The sequence below is a fragment of the Amycolatopsis sp. NPDC021455 genome (genome assembly GCF_040640995.1).
Lineage (GTDB): Bacteria > Actinomycetota > Actinomycetes > Mycobacteriales > Pseudonocardiaceae > Amycolatopsis.
Genome location: NZ_JBFACT010000012.1, coordinates 1 through 17,881 on the forward strand (window position 1 = coordinate 1; position 17,881 = coordinate 17,881).

Genomic DNA, 17,881 nt, shown 5'->3' on the forward strand with positions numbered 1-17,881 from the left:
TGGCCATCCTCGGCCGCTGACCGGCTCAAGCGCCCCAATGTGGCGTTCGGTGCGTCCAACGCACCCAATGCCACATTGGGGCGCTTGAGGCCGACGTGCGCGAGCCGTGCGCCGCAAACGACCACCGAGCCGCTAGCCGTACTCGGCGACCGGTTCCACGCCCCGGCCGTCGACGGCGGCCGAGCGGCGGCGGGCGTCGAAGAGCGCCGCCAGTACCTCCGGCGGGCAGCCCGCCGCGCGGGCTCGCTTCCCCGCCGCCACCAGTTCGGCCAGCAGGAACGCGTGCACCGCCGTGCGGGTCGCGGGCGGCAGTCTCGTGCGGGGGGCCGCCGCTGGTTCGGTCACCCGGCCTCCTCTCGCCCGGGGCCGGCGTCCGCCGGCCCAGCCTTCACCTGACGGACACGGCCCTCAGCGCCACCACGAGGGCGGGGGCACCGGGAGCCGCAGCGGGCGGCCGGGGTGGCGGCCCGTCCAGCAGTCCGCGAGCCGGCGGGTCAGCGCGACCGGTCCGAGTAGGCTGTCCTCCCACACCGGGGTCAGCTCGCCCGCCCGGCGCAGCACCGCTTCCGCGGTGCCGCAACAGGAAACGATCGCGGCGACGGCGGCGTCGGCCCGCTCGCCCGGCCAGGCGACCGCCGCTCCGGGCAGCCGGGCCGGGATGGCCAGGCCGGTGCCGACGGTGCAGTTGCGTGCCAGCTGCGCGGCGAGGTCGAACTCCACCGCTTCGGCGTGCCGCTGCCGGGCGCACCACCGGGGCGAAACCGCGGCGGCGTGCAGGCCGGCCAGCCGGGCGCCGACCAGCCCGTCCCACACCGTCAGGAGCACCGCTCGCGTGTCCGCCGGGTGGAGGCCGGCGAGCTCGTGGGCGACGGCGCCGAGCCAGGCACACGGGTCCTCGACATGACGATCAACGGTGACTGTCACGGCAGACAGTCTCGCACCAGATCGCACGTCCGGCAGCAAGATGATCATGGTTCGCGGCAGGACCACCCGGTCGGTGGCGAACCGTTGAGCGGCGCATTCCCTCCATCGGGCACCGCAAGTGACCGAGTCGTCACAGCTGTGTCATCATGTCGGCGCTCAGTGCCGAGCACGCCACTCTCCGCCTCCTCCCGCGAAAGGCCAGCACCCCGTGATCAAGATCAGCAAGAGCCGGGCCGGCACCCAGCGCGTCACCTTCAGCCTCCCGGTCGGGGCACCGCCCGGACGGGTGAGCGTCGTGGGTTCGTTCAACGACTGGACGCCCGGCCGCCACCACCTCACCCCGCGGTCCAACGGCCGCCGCTCGGCGTCGGTCGACGTCGTCCCGGGCACCGTGCTCCAGTTCCGCTACCTCGGCGAAAACGGTCTCTGGTTCGACGACCCCGACCTGCCCGACCGCGCCGACGGCAACTGCGTCTGCACGACTCCCTGACCCTCAGGCGCGGCGGCGCCGCTTGCCCGGTTTCGCCGCCACGGGCTTGCGCGGCTGCCGCTGCGCGCGCTTCTTCTCCGCCGGCTGCTGCTGACGGCCGCGCGTGCTGTTGACCGTGCGGCCGCGGACGATCCCGATGAACTGCTCCATCAGGTCCGTCGTCTCCTCCTCCAGCCACGACAGCGCGACGCTCGACTGCGGCGCGTCCGTGACCGGGCGGTAGGTGAGGTCGCGGCGGTGGTGCAGCCGCGCGAGCGACTGCGGGACGACGAGCACCCCGACCCCGGCGGCGGCCAGTTCGATCGCGTCAGCGGTCGTCTCCGGCCGCGAGACCGCCGGGCGGCCCGGCAGCGCCGGCCACTCCAGCGTGTCGTCGAGCGGGTGCAGCACGACGTCGTCCGCCAGATCCACGGTGGACACTTCGTCCGCGACCGCGATCAGGTGGTCCTTCGGCACGACGACCACCGTCGTCTCGGTGTAGAGCGGGATCGCGTGGAGGCCGTCGCGGTCGATCGGCGACCGCAGCAGCGCCGCGTCGGCGTCCCGGGAGCGCAGCAGGCCGGTCGCGTCGGCCGCGGCGACCGGGACGAGCTCCAAGGGAACCTCCGGCACCCGCTCGCCCCAGGTCCGCACCCACTTGGCGGGAGTCGCGCCCGGGACGTACGCGAGCTTGAAAGAGGTCACCGGGTCAGGTTACCGGGGGTGACGCTGGCTACCCTGGACGGCATGACGTCGCACAAGACCACCCAGACGATGAAGCCCGCGACGGCGGCGAAGAAGCTGGGTGTGTACCTCGAAGCCACCCCCGCGGAGTTCCGGGAGGGCGTCGTTTCGCGCGACGAGCTGAACGCGCTGCAGGCCGACCCGCCCGAGTGGCTGCGGGAGCTGCGCCGCACCGGCCCGCACCCGCGGCCGGTGGTCGCGGCGAAGCTGGGCGTCTCCATCGGCGGCCTGACGCGCGGCGGGGTCACCGAGCCGCTCACCACCGAGCAGATCGACGCGCTGAAGGCGGAAAACCCCGACTGGCTGGTGCGCGAGCGCGCCACCCAGGCCGAGGTGCGCAAGGAAGCGGTGCGGGTCAAGGAAAAGCACGGCTGAGCCATGGACATCTCGCCCGAAGCGGCGAAGCGGCTCGACACCACCGATGAGCTTGCCGCGTTCCGCGACCGGTTCGTCCCGATCACCGACGCGAGCGTGGTCGCCTACCTCGACGGGAACTCCCTGGGCCGTCCGCTGCGGGCCACCGCCGAGCGGCTTCAGAGCCTCGTCGCCGAGGAATGGGGCGCCCGGCTCATCCGGTCGTGGGAAGAACGCTGGCTCACGCTGCCCGGGGAGATCGGGGACGAGCTGGGGCGCGTCGCCCTCGGGGCCGCGCCCGGGCAGACGATCGTCGCCGATTCGACGTCCGTGTGCCTCTACAAGACGCTCCGGGCGGCGGTCGCGCTCCGGCCGGGGCGCGACGAGATCGTCACGGACACCGCGAACTTCCCCACCGACCGGTTCCTCGTCGAGAGCGTCGCCGCCGAACTCGGCCGGGAAGTGCGGTGGATCGAGACCGACCCGCTGACCGGCGTCCGCGCCGAGGACGTCGCCGCGGTCACCGGCCCGCGCACGGCGGCGGTCGTCCTGTCCCATGTGGACTACCGGTCGGCGGCGATCACGGACCTGGCCGCCGTCACGCGGCTGGTGCAGGAGCGCGGCGGCCTCGTCGTCTGGGACCTGTGCCACAGCGTCGGCGTGCTCCCGGTGGAGCTGGACGCGGCGGGCGCCGACTTCGCCGTCGGCTGCACGTACAAGTTCCTCAACGCCGGCCCCGGCGCGCCGGCCTTCCTCTACGTGAACGCGCGGCACCACGAGACGTTCGGGCAGCCGATCACCGGCTGGATGGGCGCGGCCGACACGTTCGCCATGGCGCCGCGCTACGTGCCCGCGCCGGGGATCCGGCGGGCGCTGTCGGGCACCCCGCCGGTGCTCGGCATGGTGGGTGTCCAGGAGGGTGCCGCGCTGCTGGCCGAAGCGGGGATCGACCGCGTGCGGGCCAAGGCCGTGGCGCTGGGCCGGTGGGTGCTCGCCCTCGCCGACGCGTGGCTCGTCCCGCTCGGGTTCGCGGTCGCCTCACCCCGCGACGACGACCGGCGCGGCGGCCACGTCACGCTGCGGCACCCGGACGCCGAACGGCTCGCGCGCGTGCTCATCGACAACGGCGTGCTCATCGACTTCCGCCGCCCCGACGGCATCCGGATCGGGCTGAGCCCGCTCACCACCGGCTTCGCCGAAGTCCGGCAGGCCATGGCGCGCGTGCGGGAACTCGCCGGCTGACGGGACATCCGGGCAACGACCGTGCCCTTCCTTTCCCTCGCCGCGGACACTCCGCACCGCGAAGCGGACGAATTCGATTTCACCCGTTCGGACCAGTGCGGCTGAGTCCGAAATGTGTCCTGGGCCTGTTACCAGAGGAAATGCCGGTGATCACTCCGGAGCGCTGAGTAAACGCCGTTCGCTCCGCGCCGGACGACTGTCCGCCAACCGGGTCACCGGCACTGCGCTGCACGGGTTCGTGGTAAAAATCGGGCCCTGATCGATTCCGCGGCAACACGGAGGGTGAGGCGAAGACGGGTGACGGCGGCCGCTGTGTCCCATCTTCGTGTCTGCTTCCTCGTCCGGGTCCCCTTTTCTCGCCGACCGTCACTCAGGAGTTCGTGAACCGCCGTGCTGAACAAAGACCCCAGGGACGAGTCGGACAAGCCGTACGACAAGTCGATCCGCAACAGGCTGACCAGGACCGTCCTCATTCCCAGCGTGACACTGCTGGTGCTGTGGATCGCGGTCTCGTCCTACTTCCTCTTCAATGGTGTTTACGTCCGGTTGGTCGCGGCTTCCGTGCGCGAAGTGTCGATCCCCGCCGCCACCGCCCTGGCCGAGTTCCAGAAGGAACGCCAGACCGCGCTGCAGTACCTCGACGACCCGAGGCAGGGCCCGGCGCGGCTCCAGCAGCAGCAGCGGGCGACCGACGAAAAGCTTTCCGCGCTGAAGGAAGCCTTCGCCGCGACGATCTCCAACGCGCCCGACGAGATCGCGTCCAAGGTGAACGCGCTGAAGTCGCAGTTCGACCAGCTGCCCGTGCTGCGCTCGCAGATCAGCTTCCGCAGCATCGACCGCGCGCAGGTCAACAGCTACTACAACGGCGTGATGGACACGGCGTCCAACCTCTTCGACACCCAGGCCCGCGTCGTGCCCGACGCCGAAGCGGCGACCGGTGGCATCACGGCGACCTCGGTCTTCCGCGCCGGGGACATGATGTCGCGTGAGACGTCGCTCGTCTCGACGGCGTTCTCTTCGGGATCGTTCGCGCCCGACGACTTCGCGCAGTTCGCGCAGCTGTCCGGGTTGTACCGGACCCAGCTGGCGGAGATCGCGCCGTTCCTCGACCCGGCGGTCCGCGACAAGTACCGGGCGCTGACCACCGGGACGGCCTGGCGGCAGCTGGCGACCGCCGAACAGGCGCTCGTGAAGCGCGGCCCGTGGTCCACCGGTGAGCAGAACACCGTGCCGGTGTCCGAAACGGACTGGGAGAACGCGACGACCCAGGTCGCCCAGGGCCTCAACGACCTCGCGATCACCCAGGCGGACAAGGTCTCCGCGGCCGCGATCGACTCCGGCGACGCCCAGCTGCGGAACGTGATCATCGGCAGCATCGTGGCGCTGCTCGCGTCGCTGGCGGCGATCATCGTGGCGGTGCGGGTGTCCCGCTCGCTCGTCGACCGGGCGCTGATGACCCGCCTCGCCCGGCTGCGCAACGACTCCCTCGACCTCGCCCGCCACCGGCTGCCGGACATCGTCGAGCGGCTGAAGAGCGGCGAAGCCGTCGACCTCAAGGAAGAGCTGCCGCAGCTGGACCACGGCCGGGACGAGATCGGCCAGGTGGCCGAGGCGTTCAACGTCGCCCAGCTGACCGCCGTCAACGCCGCGGCGAGCGAGGCCAAGGCCCGCAGCGGTGTGCACAACGTCTTCCTCGGCATCGCGCACCGCAACCAGGTCCTGGTCCACCAGCAGCTGCAGATCCTCGACGAGATGGAAGCCCGCGAGGACGACTCGACGCAGCTGGCGTCGCTGTTCCAGCTCGACCACCTCGCCGCCCGCGCCCGCCGCACCACCGAGAACCTGATCATCCTCGGCGGCAAGCAGCCCGGCCGCCGCTGGCGCAAGCCGGTGGCGCTGATGGAGGTGCTGCGCGCGGCCGTCTCGGAAACCGAGCAGTACGCGCGGGTCCAGGTCGAGCAGGTGCCCGACGTCTCGATCGTCGGCGCCGCGGTGGCCGACACGATCCACCTCGTCGCCGAGCTGGTCGACAACGCGACGTCGTTCTCGCCGCCCGGCTCGCCGGTCGAGGTGACCAGCCGCCTGGTCGCGCGGGGCGTCGTCGTCGACGTGTCGGACCAGGGATTGGGCATGAAGGACGCCGTCCGCGAGTGGGCCAACGCGATGATGGCCGAGGCACCCGAGTTCGACGCGATGGCCCTGCGGGCCGACTCCAGCCTCGGCCTGTTCGTGGTCGCGCGCCTGGCGGCCCGGCTCGGCATCACCGTCACCTTCGACCCGTCCCGCTACGGCGGCCTCCGCGCCACCGTCCTCATCCCCACCCAGCACCTGGCCGGCGAGCACGGGACGCCGGCCGAAGAGACCTCGCCTGCCGAGACCACCGCGGTCCTCGCGCCGGTGGGCGGCCCCGAGCCGCAGGCAGCAGAAAGCTCGCTCCGCACGATGGACACGCCCAGCTCGTTCAGCGGCCAGATCCCGATGAAACGAGACACCAAGCCCCGGCCGTACCCGGCACGCGCCCTCACGCCGCCCGACGCTCTGCCGTCGGTCCCCGTGGCGGAACCGGAACCGGCGCCCGTCGTCACCCCCGCCAAGGCTGTAAGTGACCAGCCGACCGACGACCGGCCCCGGCTCCCCCGGCGTGAGCCCCAGCAGAACCTCGTCGCCCAGCTCGAGAACGAACCCGACGACAGCGCCGACGAGGTCGTGGCGCCGGGCGAAGGCACCGCGCGCACGCTCGCGGCGTTCCACAAGGGAACCCGCCGCGGACGCGGCGGGCCGGACGACTCGTAGTCCGCGACAGCACACAGGAAAGTCCACACACCGAAAGTCAGGGTCTGACGTCGAATGAACGAGTACGGGAACCCCAAACCCGATCTCAACTGGTTGCTCGATGACATGGTGAACCGCGTGGTCGGCGCGCAGAACGCCATCGTGCTGTCCGCCGACGGGCTGCTGATCGGCAAGTCGGCGGGCATGGGCAAGGACGACTCGGACCAGCTGTCGGCCATCGCCTCCAGCCTGCAGAGCCTCGCCAAGGGGGTGAGCAAGCAGTTCAACCGCGGCCCGGTGCTGCAGAACATGATCGAGATGGAACGCGGCTACCTGTTCGTCTCGGCGGCGGGCCAGGGCGCCTGCCTCGCCGTGCTGGCCGCGGACAACGTCGACGTCGAGATGATCGCCTACGAGATGAGCCGGCTGGTCAAGCGCGTCGGCGACTACATGGCGTCCGCGCCGCGAGAAGCGGCGTCCGTCCTGCGGGAGGCCACATGAGTGCCGAAGACGGCTGGTACGACGAGGCCGCCGGGCCGCTGGTCCGGCCGTACACGATCACGAGCGGCCGGACGCCGGCCGAGAACGCGCGGCTGGACCTGTCGACGCAGGTGATGACGCTGCGGTCGGAACAGGAGCCGGCCGGGCTCGGCCCGGAGCACCAGGCGATCGTGCAGCTGTGCCGCCACCCGGTGTCCATCGCCGAGATCGCGGTCTACGTGAAGATCCCGCTCGGGGTCGTGCGCGTGCTCGTCGGCGACCTGATCGAACGCGGCCTCGTCATCACGCGGTCGCCCACCCATAACCCGGCGCAGTCGCCGGACCTCGAAACACTCCAGGCGGTTCTCGATGGCCTCATCAAGTACTGACCCCGCGGGGACGGAACTGGTCCCCACGCCGGTCAAGATCATCATCGCGGGCGGCTTCGGCGCCGGGAAGACCACGATGGTCGGTTCGGTCAGCGAGATCCCGCCGCTGACCACCGAAGAGGTGCTGACCGAGGCGAGTGCCGGGGTGGACGACCTGTCCGGCGTCGAGCGGAAGACGACCACGACGGTCGCGCTGGACTTCGGCCGGATCACGATCTCGCCCCGGCACGTGCTGTACCTGTTCGGGACGCCGGGGCAGGCGCGTTTCTGGTTCATGTGGGACGACCTGGCGCGCGGGGCCATCGGGACGATCGTGCTGGTCGACACGCGGCGGCTGGAGACCAGCTTCGCCGCGATCGACTTTTTCGAACGCCGGAAGATCCCGTTCGTCGTCGCGGTCAACTGCTTCGACAACGCGCCGCGCTACACGACCGACGAGGTCCGCGAGGCCCTGGTCATCCCGGACCGCGTCCCGATCGTCATGTGTGACGCACGCGACCGGGACTCGAGCAAGCTCGCGCTGATCCGGCTGGTCAAGCACGCGATGACCGTGGTGCCGGCCCGGGTCTGAGAGCCCGGTCACGCCCGGTCGTGTCCGGACAGGACGACGCCGGTGTCCGATGTGCCCCTCCGTGTCCACCCCGGACACCGGCGTACCCACATGGCGCAATTGACTGGACCACTCGGGTGCAGACTTTTAGTTGAGCACGCATCCAACTGATAGCATCCGGGCGTGACCAGTCGTGTACCGGAAATTCCCGAATATATAAGGGAAAACTATCCGGCACAGGGCCGGCTCTTCGGTGACTTTCTGTGTGGGCTTTGGTCGACGGCGTGTGACGCGCTCGAGGTCCCGGTCGAGCAGTCCGTCCGGACGACCCGGATGCTGCGCGCACTGCTGCCGCCGTGGGCGCACGAGCGGATCGGCCATGCGCCCGTCCAGCCGTCCTATGTGGCGGACGACGGCTTCCCGGCCGAGATGTCGGTGAACTGGTCCGGCGGGCGCCCGGAGCTGCGCGTGCTGTTCGACAGCCTCGGTCACCACCTGGTTTTCCCAGGTGAAAGCGGTTTCGCCGCCCGCAGGCTCGAGCGCGTCCACGAGACGTTCACGCCGCGGGCAGGCCGTCCTTCGCCCGCGCCGCTGTGGCATTCGATCGCCTGGCGGCCGCCGTCCGGGGTAGTCCACAAGACCTACTTCGGGTTGTACTCGTGGCCCCACGCGCAACGCGAGGCGGCCGTGGCCGAAGCCATGGCGCAGCTCGGCCTGGGGGCCGCGTGGGAAGACGCCCACCGTCGTATCGAAACTGTCGAAGGCGAGCGGGAGATCGAGTTCTTCGCCGTCGACCTGGCCGGCGAAACCCGGGCCAGGGTGAAGATCTACTACCGCAACCACACGGCCGGCCTTCTGGAGGTCGGCCGGGTCGCCGCGGTGGCGTTGCGCCACGACGAGGGGGAAGCGCAGTCCGCCTACCGGATATTGGCCGGCGGGCGTACGGACGCCGGCGAGGCGGCCTTGAGCTGCCTGGCGTTCCGGTCCGGCGTGGACCGCGCCGCCGAGTCCACGACGTACCTGCGGCTGCCCGATCTGGTGCCGGACGACCAGGAAGCCGTGGAGCGGACCGCCGAGCTGCTGCGCGACGAAGGCGTGGACCCCGGCCGGTTCCGCACGCTCGCCGCCGCGCTGGCGCCGGGGCCGCTGTCGGAAAGCCGGGGCGTACTGGAGCTGGTCAGCTACCGCGCGGCGGGCCGGCGCGGCGACGTCACCACGTACTTCCGGTTCCCCGTCTACGACCGGCCCGGTCCCACTCCCCTGTCTCCCGTCGATGTCGCCTAGTGATCTCCCGCAGCACCACGGTAAGGAGCCGATCGTGACCCACCAGGACGTCGAGCGCGTCGCCCGCCACAACGAGCAGCGGCAACGCGAGTACGAGTCGTCGGACCTGATCCGGCTGCTGACCGGCGAGGACACTCCCGCCGAGACGAAGAAGGCGGTGCTGACGTACCTGCAGCCGTGGTCGAACGCCTTCCAGCGGATGATCAGCGCGCGCGTCACGTTCGAGAGCGACCCGGAACTGCGGGCGCTGGCGTGCGAGCACCAGCAGGAGGAGGTGGGCCACGACCGGATCCTGGCGCGCAGCCGCGCGGACGACCGGGAGCTGGTCTGGGACCCGGTGATCGAGATGGGCGCGTCGTGGTTCGTGGACCAGTTCGCGATCCTGCCCGGCGTGCAGCGGGCCGTCCTGGCGCACCTGGCCCTGGAGGCCGGCAGCCTGGTGTTCAGCCAGGCGGGCACCAAGGCGTTCCCGGACGACGAATACTTCGACCTGCACGACGAGGCGGACGTCGAGCACCTCGAGATGGGCTACGAACTCCTGCGGCGGCGCGAGGACTGGACGGCGGACGCGGTGATCGCGGTACTGGACCGGGCGTGGCAGGTGATCGGGGTGGTGTCCGACCGCATAGCGGAGTGCGCCCGCCGCGATACCGTGGCGGCATGACGACGACCGAACCCGCGACCGAGGCTCGCGCGATCGCCACCGAGGCTGCGGGGGCATACCGGGACCTGCTCGGTTCGCGCTTGCTCGGCGCGTACGTACTCGGAAGCCTGTCGTACGGCGGCTACTCCCCGGCGGTGAGCGACATCGACCTGGCCCTGGTGCTGACGGAAGTCCAGGAGGGCGACCACTCGGCCGTGGCGGCGGCCACGGAGGAGCTGCAGGGGCGAAGCCCGTTGCACCGCAAGCTGTCGGTGTTCTGGGCATCGTTGCCGGCGTTGCGAGCGGGAGAGGACGACGGCCGGTTCCCGGCCCTGGACCGCCTGCAGCTGGCCGAGCACGGCCGGGTCCTGCTGGGCGAGGACGTGACGGCCGAGGTGGCCCGCCCGGCGGCGGAGGAGCTGTTGCTGGAGAGCGCCCGGTTCGCGGTGGCGGTTCTGGCGACCGACGAGGTGACGGCGGAGTTCCGCGCCCCACGCCGTCTCCTGGCCGACAAGGTGTGGTTCACGAAGGCGGTGTTCTTCCCGGTCCGGTTCCTGTATTCGGGAACGACGGAGACCGGCCGCGCGGCCACCAACGACGAGGCGCTGGAGTGGTATCTGGCTCAGCCGGAGGCACCGGCGAAGTCTCTGGTCCGGTTGGGAGCGCGGGTCCGGGAGGGGCAGCCGTTGGACGCCGACGAGGCTGGTCCCGAGCTGGCCGCGGGGTTGGTTCCCTTGTACCGGCACTACATCGAGGCCGAGGTGCGGCGGTTGCGCGAGGTCGGTGGTCCGGGGGATCTTGTTGCCGCTTTGACGGACTGGAGCGATCGGCTGGGGTGATGCTCGGGCTTGAGGTTGGGGCGGCTTGACCCCTGGATGCCAAACGTGGAGCCCGCAGCAGGCGGACCTTTGCCCACGTGCGGTCCGACGTCCACGCCGAATGCGCCGCCGGCACGGTCTTCCGGACGTGGGTGTAGGCCCGTAGCCGGTGGCTGCGGGCCTGTCCCGTGTTCATGCCGCGAAGGGCAGGGGTTGGTGGAGGTTGTTGCGCCTCGGTTTTCGTTGCCTGTCGAGGAACATCGGGGGCAGGAATTCCGGGAGGCCGTCGGCGGCGATGCGGACTTCCCACCCGGAGCGGTGCAGCAACCGATGGTGAGTCCGCGAAGTCCAGCAGGTGCCGCTCGGCACCCTCCCGATGCTCCGTCGGGATGTCTTGCAGCACCCCGACGATCACATCGATCATCGGGGTAATCAATCGCCCCGACCGAGCCACCACCCCGGTGGCCGCGGCCACCGCGGGGATCGGGGTGCCGTCGAGGTTGCGGCCGGGATTGACCGCCCGGGCCCGTTTCACCATCCGCTCAGCGGAGGATTTCGAGACATCCGCGAGGTGTTCGAGCAGCCGGGGCACGGACCGGTAACCGAACAGCTCCAGCACGCCCCGCTGCTCGATCTCCACCAGCGCCGCACCCAACTCGGCTTCCGCAGACCGCACGGTCGCCAGCCACCGCAGACGGACACCCCACGGGAGAAGCGGCAGAGAGACTCGGTGCGTGGGGAATCGGCGCCGGCGACCACAAACACAAGCAACCACAGAGAGCGCCGATTTCCCACGCCACGGCGAAGCCGTATCTTGAAACTCAGCCACGCCCGTCATAGGCAGAACGAGCCGCATCAACCGGGCACCGGAACTCGGCCGCGGGCGGAGCCCGCGCACGCACATCCACTGCGTCGGCGCGGGAGCCGGCTGGGGCGCGACAAGCGCTATGTGCCCCAGATCTACGCCCAGCTCGCGTCGGTCTACCAGACAACGGGATTCGACGACGAGGCGGCGAAGGTCTCGGTCGCCGGCGAATCCGCGCGGCGGAAGTCGCTGAAGGGCCTGACCGGCGGGATCGCCCGGGCAGGCGGGGCTGTTGCTCAAGTGACCAAGCAGCGCGACTACTGGATTGCGGGACGCTCAGGGCGACCGCACCCGCGACGCCCTGGCCGCCCACGCGGCCACCTGCGCCCGGGAATCGAAACCCAGCTTCCGCAGGATCCGATTCACGTGCCCCTCCGCGGTGCGGCGGGAGATGACCAGGCGGTCGGCGATCTCCTGGTTTGTCCGGCCCTCCGCGATCAGGGCGGCGACCTGCGCTTCCCGGTCCGTCAGCGGCGTCGGCCGTTCCGGTTCCGGCGCAGGGAACGGCGAAGGGAACGGGGACGGGCAGCCGTCCCCGAGCGCGTAGGCGATCGCCTCCGGCAAGCCGAACTCGGCGCCGCGCCGGAACGCGGCTTCGTACGGGCCGTCTCCCAGCGCGCGGCGGGTCCGCGTCACGCATTCGCCGTGCGGGGCGCCGAAGTGCCGGGAGCCGAACAACGGGAAGCCGACTCCGGCCCAGATCGGCTGGGCGCACCCGAGCAGCGTCGCGGCCGGTTCCCAGCGTTCGCGCGCGGCCTCGGTCCAGGCCAGCACCTCGATCGCGAGCACGATGCCCAGCAGGTCGTGGAACGTGCCCTTGACGCGCAGGCAATGCCGTCCGCGCGCGGCCGCGCGGTCGAGTTCGCCGCGGCGCAGCGCGACCAGGGCCTGCACGAAACCCGCGTAGGCGCACGCCCACTGCTCGCCGTGGGCCGCGCCGGTCGCGCACGCCTCTTCGCACAGTTCCCCGGCGCGGTCGAGGTCGCCGAGGAAGACCGACGTCACGGCGAGTTCGACGCCGGCCAGCAGTACGATGCTGTTGAGCTCGCCGAGCCGCCGGTAGCGGGCCCGCGCATCTTCGAGCAGGGGCTTCGCGTCGCCGATGTCGTCCCCGGCCAGCAGGTTGCAGCCGAGGCGGTGGGTCGCGTACGCCAGCGCGACGTCGTCGCCGGCCCGCAGTGCGTAGGCGTGGCATTCCTCCAGCATCGCGACGGCCGCGGCCTTGTCGCCCTGCACCATGGCGACGTACCCGTTGACCCACAACGCTTTCGCCCGCGCTTCACCCGGTTCGGTGCCGAGGGCCAGGGCGCGGTCGAGCCAGTGACGGCCCTCGCCGAACACCCCGCAGCCCACCCAGTAGAACCACAGGGCCGAGGCGAGCCGGAGGCCGGTTTCGACCTCGCCGGGCGCCGTCAGGCTGTAGTCCAGCGCCGCCCGCAGGTTCGCGTGCTCCCGGCGCGTCCGCCGGAAGATGTCCGCCTGCTCCGGGCCGAACCAGGCGCGTTCGCTCCGCACGGCGAGAGCGAGGTAGTGGTCCCGCATCCGCCGCCGGATCTCCGCCGTCTCCCCGGAGCCGGCCAGCTTGTCGCGGCCGAACTGCCGCAGCGGCTCCAGCAGGCGGAACCGCTGCCGGTCGCCGTCGGTTTCCCGGACCAGCACGGACTTCTCCACCAGCCCGGCGAGCTTGTCCCGCAGCTCGCCGGCGGGCAGTCCGTCACCGGCGCAGACGCGCTCGGCGGCCGTCAGGTCGAAGCCGCCGGCGAACACCGACGCCCGGGCCCACAGGTGCCGCTCGGCCGGGTCGCACAGCGCGAAACTCCAGTCGATGGCGGCCCGCAGCGTCTGGTGCCGGGCTTCTCCGCCGCGCTTCGCCGTACCCGGCAGCCGGAAGCAGTCGCCCAGCCCGGCTTCCAGCTCCGCCAGCGTCAGCACCCGCAGCCGCACGGCCGCGAGCTCGATGGCCAGCGGGATGCCGGCCAGCAGGCGGCACACCTCGGCGACGCGGTCCTGGTTCTCCGCCGTGACGGCGAATCCCGGCACGACCGCGGCCGCGCGTTCGGCGAACAAGGTCAGCGCCGGGTAGCGCAGCCAGCCGCCGCCGGGCAGCGGGCACCCGGGGTCGGGCAGCGGCAGCGGCGACACCGGCCAGAGGTGCTCGCCGGCCAGCGCGAGGCGCTCCCGGCTGGTCGCCAGCAGCCGGAGGCCGGGCGCGGCCCGCAGCAGGTCGTGCGCGAGCGCGGCACAGCCGTCCAGGAGGTGCTCGCAGTTGTCCAGGATCACCAGCAGCCGCCGGTCCCGCAGGTGCCCGGCGAGCACGGACGCCGAGGGCCGGCCGGTTTCGTCGGGCACGCCCAGCGCTTCCAGGACGGTGTGCGCCACGAGCGCCGGGTCCTCGAGCCCGGCGAGCTCCACCAGCCAGACGCCGTCGGGGAACGCGCGGGACAGCCCGGCCGCGGTCTGCACGGCCAGCCGCGTCTTCCCGGCGCCGCCCACGCCGGTCAGGGTGACCAGCCGGGCCTCGGCCAGCAGGTGTTTCACCTCGGCGACTTCGCGCTTGCGTCCCACGAAGCTCGTGGCGTCCGCAGGCAGGTTTCCCCTTACACCGCCCACCACTGAACCGTAGGGAGGACGTCACGAGCGGTCAATGCGACCGGGCGGTCGTCCCTCGGAGGAAGCAACCTCCGGGGGTCACCGGCCGGGAGTGGCCGGTCGCGGCGCCGGATCGTCCGAGGGGGAGACGACCCGGATCAGGGGACGCGACCGGCCGGGCACCATCTGCTGGGACCTCCCGCGGTCTTCGACGGCCCGTCCGAGCGTGCTCCGGGCGGCCTCGCGCCACACCCGTACAAGTACCTCACTCCATACCTGTTTCGTGGTCACTCACCGCACCCGGCGAACTACTTTCAGCGCAAGGTGAGCGGGGTTTCGGACGCGAGCCGGGTCAGCTTCGCCGGGTTGCGGACGTAGTAGAGGCCGGAGATGCGGCCGTCGTCGAACCGGATCGCCATCACGCCGTCGAGCTCGCCGTCCAGGCGCACCACGAAACCCGGGTTGCCGTTGACCGTCGTGGGGTCGACGGTGATCCGTTGGGTGGTCTTGCCGAGACCGCCGAGGATGAAGCGGACCACCTTGCCGGCACCGGAAACCGGGCGCAGCGCGGCCTGCTTGACGCCGCCGCCGTCGCCGACGACGACCACGTCGGGCGCGAGGACGTCGAGCAGGCCCTGCAGGTCCCGGCCTTCCAGCGCGCGCCGGAACGAATCCAGCACCGCCCGGGTTTCGCGCGCGGAGACCGTCTCGCGCGGGCGGCGCGCGTCGACGTGCCGCCGCGCGCGGTGCGCGATCTGCCGGACGGCCGCGGGCGTCTTGCCGACGGCGTCGGCGATTTCGTCGTAGCCGAGGTCGAAGACCTCACGCAGCACGAAGACGGCGCGCTCGGTCGGCGCGAGCGTCTCGAGGACGAGCATGAGCGCCATCGAGACGCTCTCGGCCAGCTCGACGTCCTCGGCCACGTCCGGCGTGGTGAGCAGCGGCTCGGGCAGCCACGGGCCGACGTAGGCCTCCTTGCGGCGCTTCATCGTGCGCAGCCGGTTGAGCGCCAGCCGGGTCGTGATCCGGACCAGGTAGGCACGCTCGTCGCGCACGTCTTCGGAGTCGACCTTCACCCAGCGCAGCCAGGTTTCCTGGAGAACGTCCTCGGCGTCGGCCGCCGAACCGAGCATTTCGTAGGCGACGGTGAAGAGCAGGTTCCGGTGGGCGACGAAGGTTTCCGTGGCGTGGTCGCTCATGACCCTCTCCTTTCTCAGGCGGTGAAGGCGGCGGGACCGAAGCGGCCCCAGGCGACGAACGCGGCCACGGCGAGGTAGGCCAGGTTCAGCACCGCGAAGTTCGCGCTGCCGTGCCGGACGTGGGTGATCATCGCACCGATCATCAGCAGCATCCAGCAGGCGGCGGTCACCGGCACCAGCACCGGCGCGATCCCGCTCAGGGCAGGCAGCACCAGGCCGGCCGCCGCGAGGAGCTCGACGGCACCGAGCGTCCTGACGAAACCGGGGCGGGCCGCGGCGGTCCACTCCCCGCCCGGTGCGGCGGCCAGCTTTTCCGCCGGTACGAACACCTTGCTGACGCCGCCGGTCAAGGCGACGAGGGCGAGCAGCCCGGCGGCGATCCACAGTGCGAGGTCCATGGGTTCTCCTTTCCGTTCGGCATCCAGACACCGCTCGCCGCCACCCTGTGACATGACCTGGGTCACTTGATTCTGTACCTACTAGTATGTACAGTCGGGCGCCATGGGGACCAGGGACCAGCTGATCGACAGCACCCGCGAGCTGTTGTGGGAGCGGGGTTACGTCGGAACGAGCCCGAAGGCCATCCAGCAGCGGGCCGGCGCCGGACAGGGCAGCATGTACCACCACTTCGCCGGCAAGAAGGAGCTGGCGCTGGCCGCCGTGCGGCGCAGCGCCGACGTCCTGCTGGCCGCCGCCGACGAGCAGCTGCGCGGCCCCGGCACCGCCGTCGACCGGATCACCGCGTACCTGCGGCGCGAGCGCGAAGTGCTCAAGGGCTGCCCGATCGGCAGGCTCACCCAGGACCCCGACATCGTCGCCGACCCCGCGCTGCGCGCCCCGGTGGACGAGACCCTCACCCGCCTGCGCGCGCGGCTGGCCGAGGTGCTCGAGGAAGGCCGGGCCGCGGGGGACCTGCCCGCCGCGACGGACACCGCCGCGCTGGCCGCCACGATCGTCGCCGTGCTGCAAGGCGGTTACGTCCTGGCCCGCGCGGCGAGCACGCCGGAACCCTTCGACCAAGCCGTTTCCGGCGTGCTCTCGTTGCTCGCCGCCCACTCCAGGAGTACTCCGTGAGCTTCCCCGCCCCCGCCGACGCGATCACCGGCACCGCGTGGATCACCCCGCTCGCCGCCGCTTCGCGCACCCGCGTCGACCGCGTGCGGTTCGAGCCCGGCGCCCGCACGCACTGGCACCGGCACCCGCTCGACCAGGTCCTGGTCGTCACCGAAGGCACCGGTTACCTCCAGCGGCGAGGCGAGCCGGCGACGCTGATCAGCGCGGGCGACACGGTCCGCGTCGCGGCCGGCGAATGGCACTGGCACGGCGCGACGGACTCGACGTCGATGACCCACCTGGCAATCGAGGAGATCCTCGCCGACGGCAGCCCGACGGAGATCGGCGAACCGGCGGACGTTCCCGCCGTCACCCGCACGGTCCTGCTGGACCAGCACCTGCCGGAACCGCGGCTGGTCGGTCACGTCGAGGTCCGCCGCATCACCATCGCTCCGCACCACAGCCCCGGCCCGCACACGCACAACGGCCCGGTCTTCGGCAGCATCGAGGCCGGCTCGGCCATCTACCGGATCGAGGGTGAACCTGAGACGGTGCTCAACCCGGGAGACGTGTTCTACGAGCCGGAAGGGACTCCCGTCGCGCGGTTCGACGCCCAAGGCGAGGGGGTCACCTTCCTGGCCTGCTTCCCCGTCGGCCCCGGCGAAACGCCGCGCCTGGATCCGGTCGAGATGTCCGGTTGAAGTTTCACCGGGTGCCGGTATAACCTGTTGCTCCGGGAGCGCTCCCAAAGCCACCGCTCGATCATCCGAGAATGGAGGCTCATCCATGCGTATGCCCACTTCCCGGTCCGTCACCAGACGGCACGGCGTCGTCGCGGTGATCATCGGCGTGCTGGCCGGCCTGTTCCTCTGGGCCCCGCCGGCCTCCGCGCACGGCACCATCGTCAGCCCCGCCACCCGCGCGTACCAGTGCTGGAAGGACTGGGGCAACCAGCACACGAACCCGGCGATGCAGCAGCAGGACCCCATGTGCTGGCAGGCGTTCCAGGCCAACGCCGACACGATGTGGAACTGGATGAGCGCCCTGCGGGACGGGCTCAAGGGGAACTTCCAGGGCGCCACCCCCGACGGCCAGCTCTGCAGCAACGCCCTGTCCCGCAACAACTCCCTCAACACGCCCGGCCAGTGGCGGACCACGAGCATCGGCAGCAGCTTCTCGATGCACCTGTACGACCAGGCCAGCCACGGCGCCGACTACATCCGCGTGTACGTCAGCAAGAACGGGTACGACCCGGTCACCCAGCGCCTCGGCTGGGGCAACCTCGACCTCGTCACGCAGACGGGCAAGTACGCGCCGGCCAAGGACATCACGTTCAACGTCCAGACCTCCGGCGGGTACCGGGGACACCACGTCATCTTCACGATCTGGCAGGCTTCCCACCAGGACCAGACGTACATGTGGTGCAGCGACGTGAACTTCGGCTGACGCGCTGCGGCCCGCTCATGTCTTGAACGAGTCGTTCAGGACCTGGGGTGTCTTGAACGA

The 17,881-nt window shown here is 71.3% G+C and carries 19 protein-coding genes; 13 read left to right on the plus strand and 6 right to left on the minus strand.

Translation table 11 applies throughout. The annotated features are described in order from the left end of the window. Window positions 1–132: 132 nt before the first annotated feature. A complete protein-coding gene (locus tag AB0G28_RS16995; RefSeq protein WP_361089210.1) occupies window positions 133–345 on the minus strand; it encodes a hypothetical protein in 213 nt (70 codons plus the stop codon). A gap of 63 nt (window positions 346–408) precedes the next feature. Further along, window positions 409–924 carry a hypothetical protein gene (locus AB0G28_RS17000; protein WP_361089212.1) on the minus strand — a complete coding sequence of 172 codons (516 nt, stop codon included), beginning with the start codon at window positions 922–924 and terminating at the stop codon, window positions 409–411. Window positions 925–1,132: 208 nt separating this feature from the next. Here AB0G28_RS17000 and AB0G28_RS17005 point away from each other — a divergent pair, with 208 nt between their 5' ends. Beyond that, window positions 1,133–1,414: an isoamylase gene (locus AB0G28_RS17005; protein ID WP_361089213.1), complete on the plus strand. Its 282-nt coding sequence runs from the start codon at window positions 1,133–1,135 to the stop codon at window positions 1,412–1,414. Window positions 1,415–1,417: 3 nt separating this feature from the next. On the opposite strand, the gene AB0G28_RS17010 is transcribed toward AB0G28_RS17005, so the two are convergent. Continuing rightward, complete coding sequence (locus tag AB0G28_RS17010) at window positions 1,418–2,098, minus strand: LysR substrate-binding domain-containing protein (RefSeq protein WP_361089215.1); 681 nt, start codon at window positions 2,096–2,098, stop codon at window positions 1,418–1,420. 42 nt (window positions 2,099–2,140) lie between these two features. Between AB0G28_RS17010 and AB0G28_RS17015 the strand changes: the two genes are divergently transcribed. The 9 genes from AB0G28_RS17015 (at window position 2,141) to AB0G28_RS17055 (ending at window position 10,690) form a co-directional block, all read left to right on the plus strand. Further along, complete coding sequence (locus tag AB0G28_RS17015; protein ID WP_361089217.1) at window positions 2,141–2,512, plus strand: DUF5997 family protein; 372 nt, start codon at window positions 2,141–2,143, stop codon at window positions 2,510–2,512. 3 nt (window positions 2,513–2,515) lie between these two features. Continuing rightward, window positions 2,516–3,733 carry an aminotransferase class V-fold PLP-dependent enzyme gene (locus tag AB0G28_RS17020; protein WP_361089219.1) on the plus strand — a complete coding sequence of 406 codons (1,218 nt, stop codon included), beginning with the start codon at window positions 2,516–2,518 and terminating at the stop codon, window positions 3,731–3,733. Between the two features lie 390 nt (window positions 3,734–4,123). After that, a complete protein-coding gene (locus AB0G28_RS17025) occupies window positions 4,124–6,526 on the plus strand; it encodes a nitrate- and nitrite sensing domain-containing protein (protein WP_361089221.1) in 2,403 nt (800 codons plus the stop codon). Window positions 6,527–6,580: 54 nt separating this feature from the next. After that, a complete protein-coding gene (locus AB0G28_RS17030; RefSeq protein ID WP_003097762.1) occupies window positions 6,581–7,006 on the plus strand; it encodes a roadblock/LC7 domain-containing protein in 426 nt (141 codons plus the stop codon). Further along, on the plus strand, window positions 7,003–7,374 hold the full coding sequence (locus tag AB0G28_RS17035) for a DUF742 domain-containing protein (RefSeq protein ID WP_361089223.1): 372 nt from the start codon (window positions 7,003–7,005) through the stop codon (window positions 7,372–7,374). The genes AB0G28_RS17030 and AB0G28_RS17035 overlap by 4 nt, the downstream gene beginning before the upstream one ends. After that, complete coding sequence (locus tag AB0G28_RS17040) at window positions 7,355–7,945, plus strand: ATP/GTP-binding protein (RefSeq protein ID WP_361089225.1); 591 nt, start codon at window positions 7,355–7,357, stop codon at window positions 7,943–7,945. Before AB0G28_RS17035 ends, AB0G28_RS17040 begins: the two co-directional genes overlap by 20 nt. Before the next feature lie 312 nt (window positions 7,946–8,257). Next, window positions 8,258–9,208, plus strand: a complete 951-nt coding sequence (locus tag AB0G28_RS17045) for a hypothetical protein (RefSeq protein WP_361089227.1) — start codon at window positions 8,258–8,260, stop codon at window positions 9,206–9,208. A 34-nt stretch (window positions 9,209–9,242) separates the two neighbouring features. Then, window positions 9,243–9,872, plus strand: coding sequence for a hypothetical protein (locus tag AB0G28_RS17050; protein ID WP_361089229.1), 630 nt, complete (start codon window positions 9,243–9,245; stop codon window positions 9,870–9,872). Next, window positions 9,869–10,690 carry a hypothetical protein gene (locus AB0G28_RS17055; protein WP_361089231.1) on the plus strand — a complete coding sequence of 274 codons (822 nt, stop codon included), beginning with the start codon at window positions 9,869–9,871 and terminating at the stop codon, window positions 10,688–10,690. The genes AB0G28_RS17050 and AB0G28_RS17055 overlap by 4 nt, the downstream gene beginning before the upstream one ends. 1,120 nt (window positions 10,691–11,810) lie before the next feature. Here AB0G28_RS17055 and AB0G28_RS17060 read toward each other — a convergent pair. The 3 genes from AB0G28_RS17060 to AB0G28_RS17070 form a co-directional block, all read right to left on the minus strand. Then, window positions 11,811–14,099: a LuxR C-terminal-related transcriptional regulator gene (locus AB0G28_RS17060; protein ID WP_361089233.1), complete on the minus strand. Its 2,289-nt coding sequence runs from the start codon at window positions 14,097–14,099 to the stop codon at window positions 11,811–11,813. A 338-nt stretch (window positions 14,100–14,437) separates the two neighbouring features. Continuing rightward, window positions 14,438–15,322: an RNA polymerase sigma-70 factor gene (locus AB0G28_RS17065; protein WP_361089235.1), complete on the minus strand. Its 885-nt coding sequence runs from the start codon at window positions 15,320–15,322 to the stop codon at window positions 14,438–14,440. A 14-nt stretch (window positions 15,323–15,336) separates the two neighbouring features. Further along, window positions 15,337–15,720 (minus strand): DoxX family protein, encoded by a 384-nt coding sequence (locus tag AB0G28_RS17070; RefSeq protein WP_361089237.1) that lies wholly within the window; start codon window positions 15,718–15,720, stop codon window positions 15,337–15,339. Window positions 15,721–15,823: 103 nt separating this feature from the next. On the opposite strand from AB0G28_RS17070, the gene AB0G28_RS17075 reads away from it, so the two are divergent. The 3 genes from AB0G28_RS17075 to AB0G28_RS17085 all read left to right on the plus strand — a co-directional run bounded on the left by AB0G28_RS17075 (window position 15,824) and on the right by AB0G28_RS17085 (window position 17,821). Beyond that, window positions 15,824–16,396 carry a TetR/AcrR family transcriptional regulator gene (locus AB0G28_RS17075; protein WP_361089238.1) on the plus strand — a complete coding sequence of 191 codons (573 nt, stop codon included), beginning with the start codon at window positions 15,824–15,826 and terminating at the stop codon, window positions 16,394–16,396. Next, entirely contained in the window at window positions 16,393–17,076 is a 684-nt protein-coding gene (locus AB0G28_RS17080) for a cupin domain-containing protein (protein WP_361089240.1), read from the plus strand. The genes AB0G28_RS17075 and AB0G28_RS17080 overlap by 4 nt, the downstream gene beginning before the upstream one ends. Window positions 17,077–17,161: 85 nt before the next feature. Next, on the plus strand, window positions 17,162–17,821 hold the full coding sequence (locus tag AB0G28_RS17085; RefSeq protein WP_361089242.1) for a lytic polysaccharide monooxygenase: 660 nt from the start codon (window positions 17,162–17,164) through the stop codon (window positions 17,819–17,821). Window positions 17,822–17,881: the final 60 nt, after the last annotated feature.

What these genes read in the sequence shown, in the direction of transcription:
- AB0G28_RS17015 (WP_361089217.1), top strand. Translation starts at nt 2,141, where the DNA reads ATGACGTCGCACAAGACCACCCAGACGATGAAGCCCGCGACGGCGGCG.
- AB0G28_RS17020 (WP_361089219.1), top strand. Translation starts at nt 2,516, where the DNA reads ATGGACATCTCGCCCGAAGCGGCGAAGCGGCTCGACACCACCGATGAG.
- AB0G28_RS17030 (WP_003097762.1), top strand. Translation starts at nt 6,581, where the DNA reads ATGAACGAGTACGGGAACCCCAAACCCGATCTCAACTGGTTGCTCGAT.
- AB0G28_RS17035 (WP_361089223.1), top strand. Translation starts at nt 7,003, where the DNA reads ATGAGTGCCGAAGACGGCTGGTACGACGAGGCCGCCGGGCCGCTGGTC.
- AB0G28_RS17040 (WP_361089225.1), top strand. Translation starts at nt 7,355, where the DNA reads ATGGCCTCATCAAGTACTGACCCCGCGGGGACGGAACTGGTCCCCACG.
- AB0G28_RS17045 (WP_361089227.1), top strand. Translation starts at nt 8,258, where the DNA reads ATGCTGCGCGCACTGCTGCCGCCGTGGGCGCACGAGCGGATCGGCCAT.
- AB0G28_RS17055 (WP_361089231.1), top strand. Translation starts at nt 9,869, where the DNA reads ATGACGACGACCGAACCCGCGACCGAGGCTCGCGCGATCGCCACCGAG.
- AB0G28_RS17065 (WP_361089235.1), bottom strand. Translation starts at nt 15,322, where the DNA reads ATGAGCGACCACGCCACGGAAACCTTCGTCGCCCACCGGAACCTGCTC.
- AB0G28_RS17070 (WP_361089237.1), bottom strand. Translation starts at nt 15,720, where the DNA reads ATGGACCTCGCACTGTGGATCGCCGCCGGGCTGCTCGCCCTCGTCGCC.
- AB0G28_RS17075 (WP_361089238.1), top strand. Translation starts at nt 15,824, where the DNA reads ATGGGGACCAGGGACCAGCTGATCGACAGCACCCGCGAGCTGTTGTGG.
- AB0G28_RS17085 (WP_361089242.1), top strand. Translation starts at nt 17,162, where the DNA reads ATGCGTATGCCCACTTCCCGGTCCGTCACCAGACGGCACGGCGTCGTC.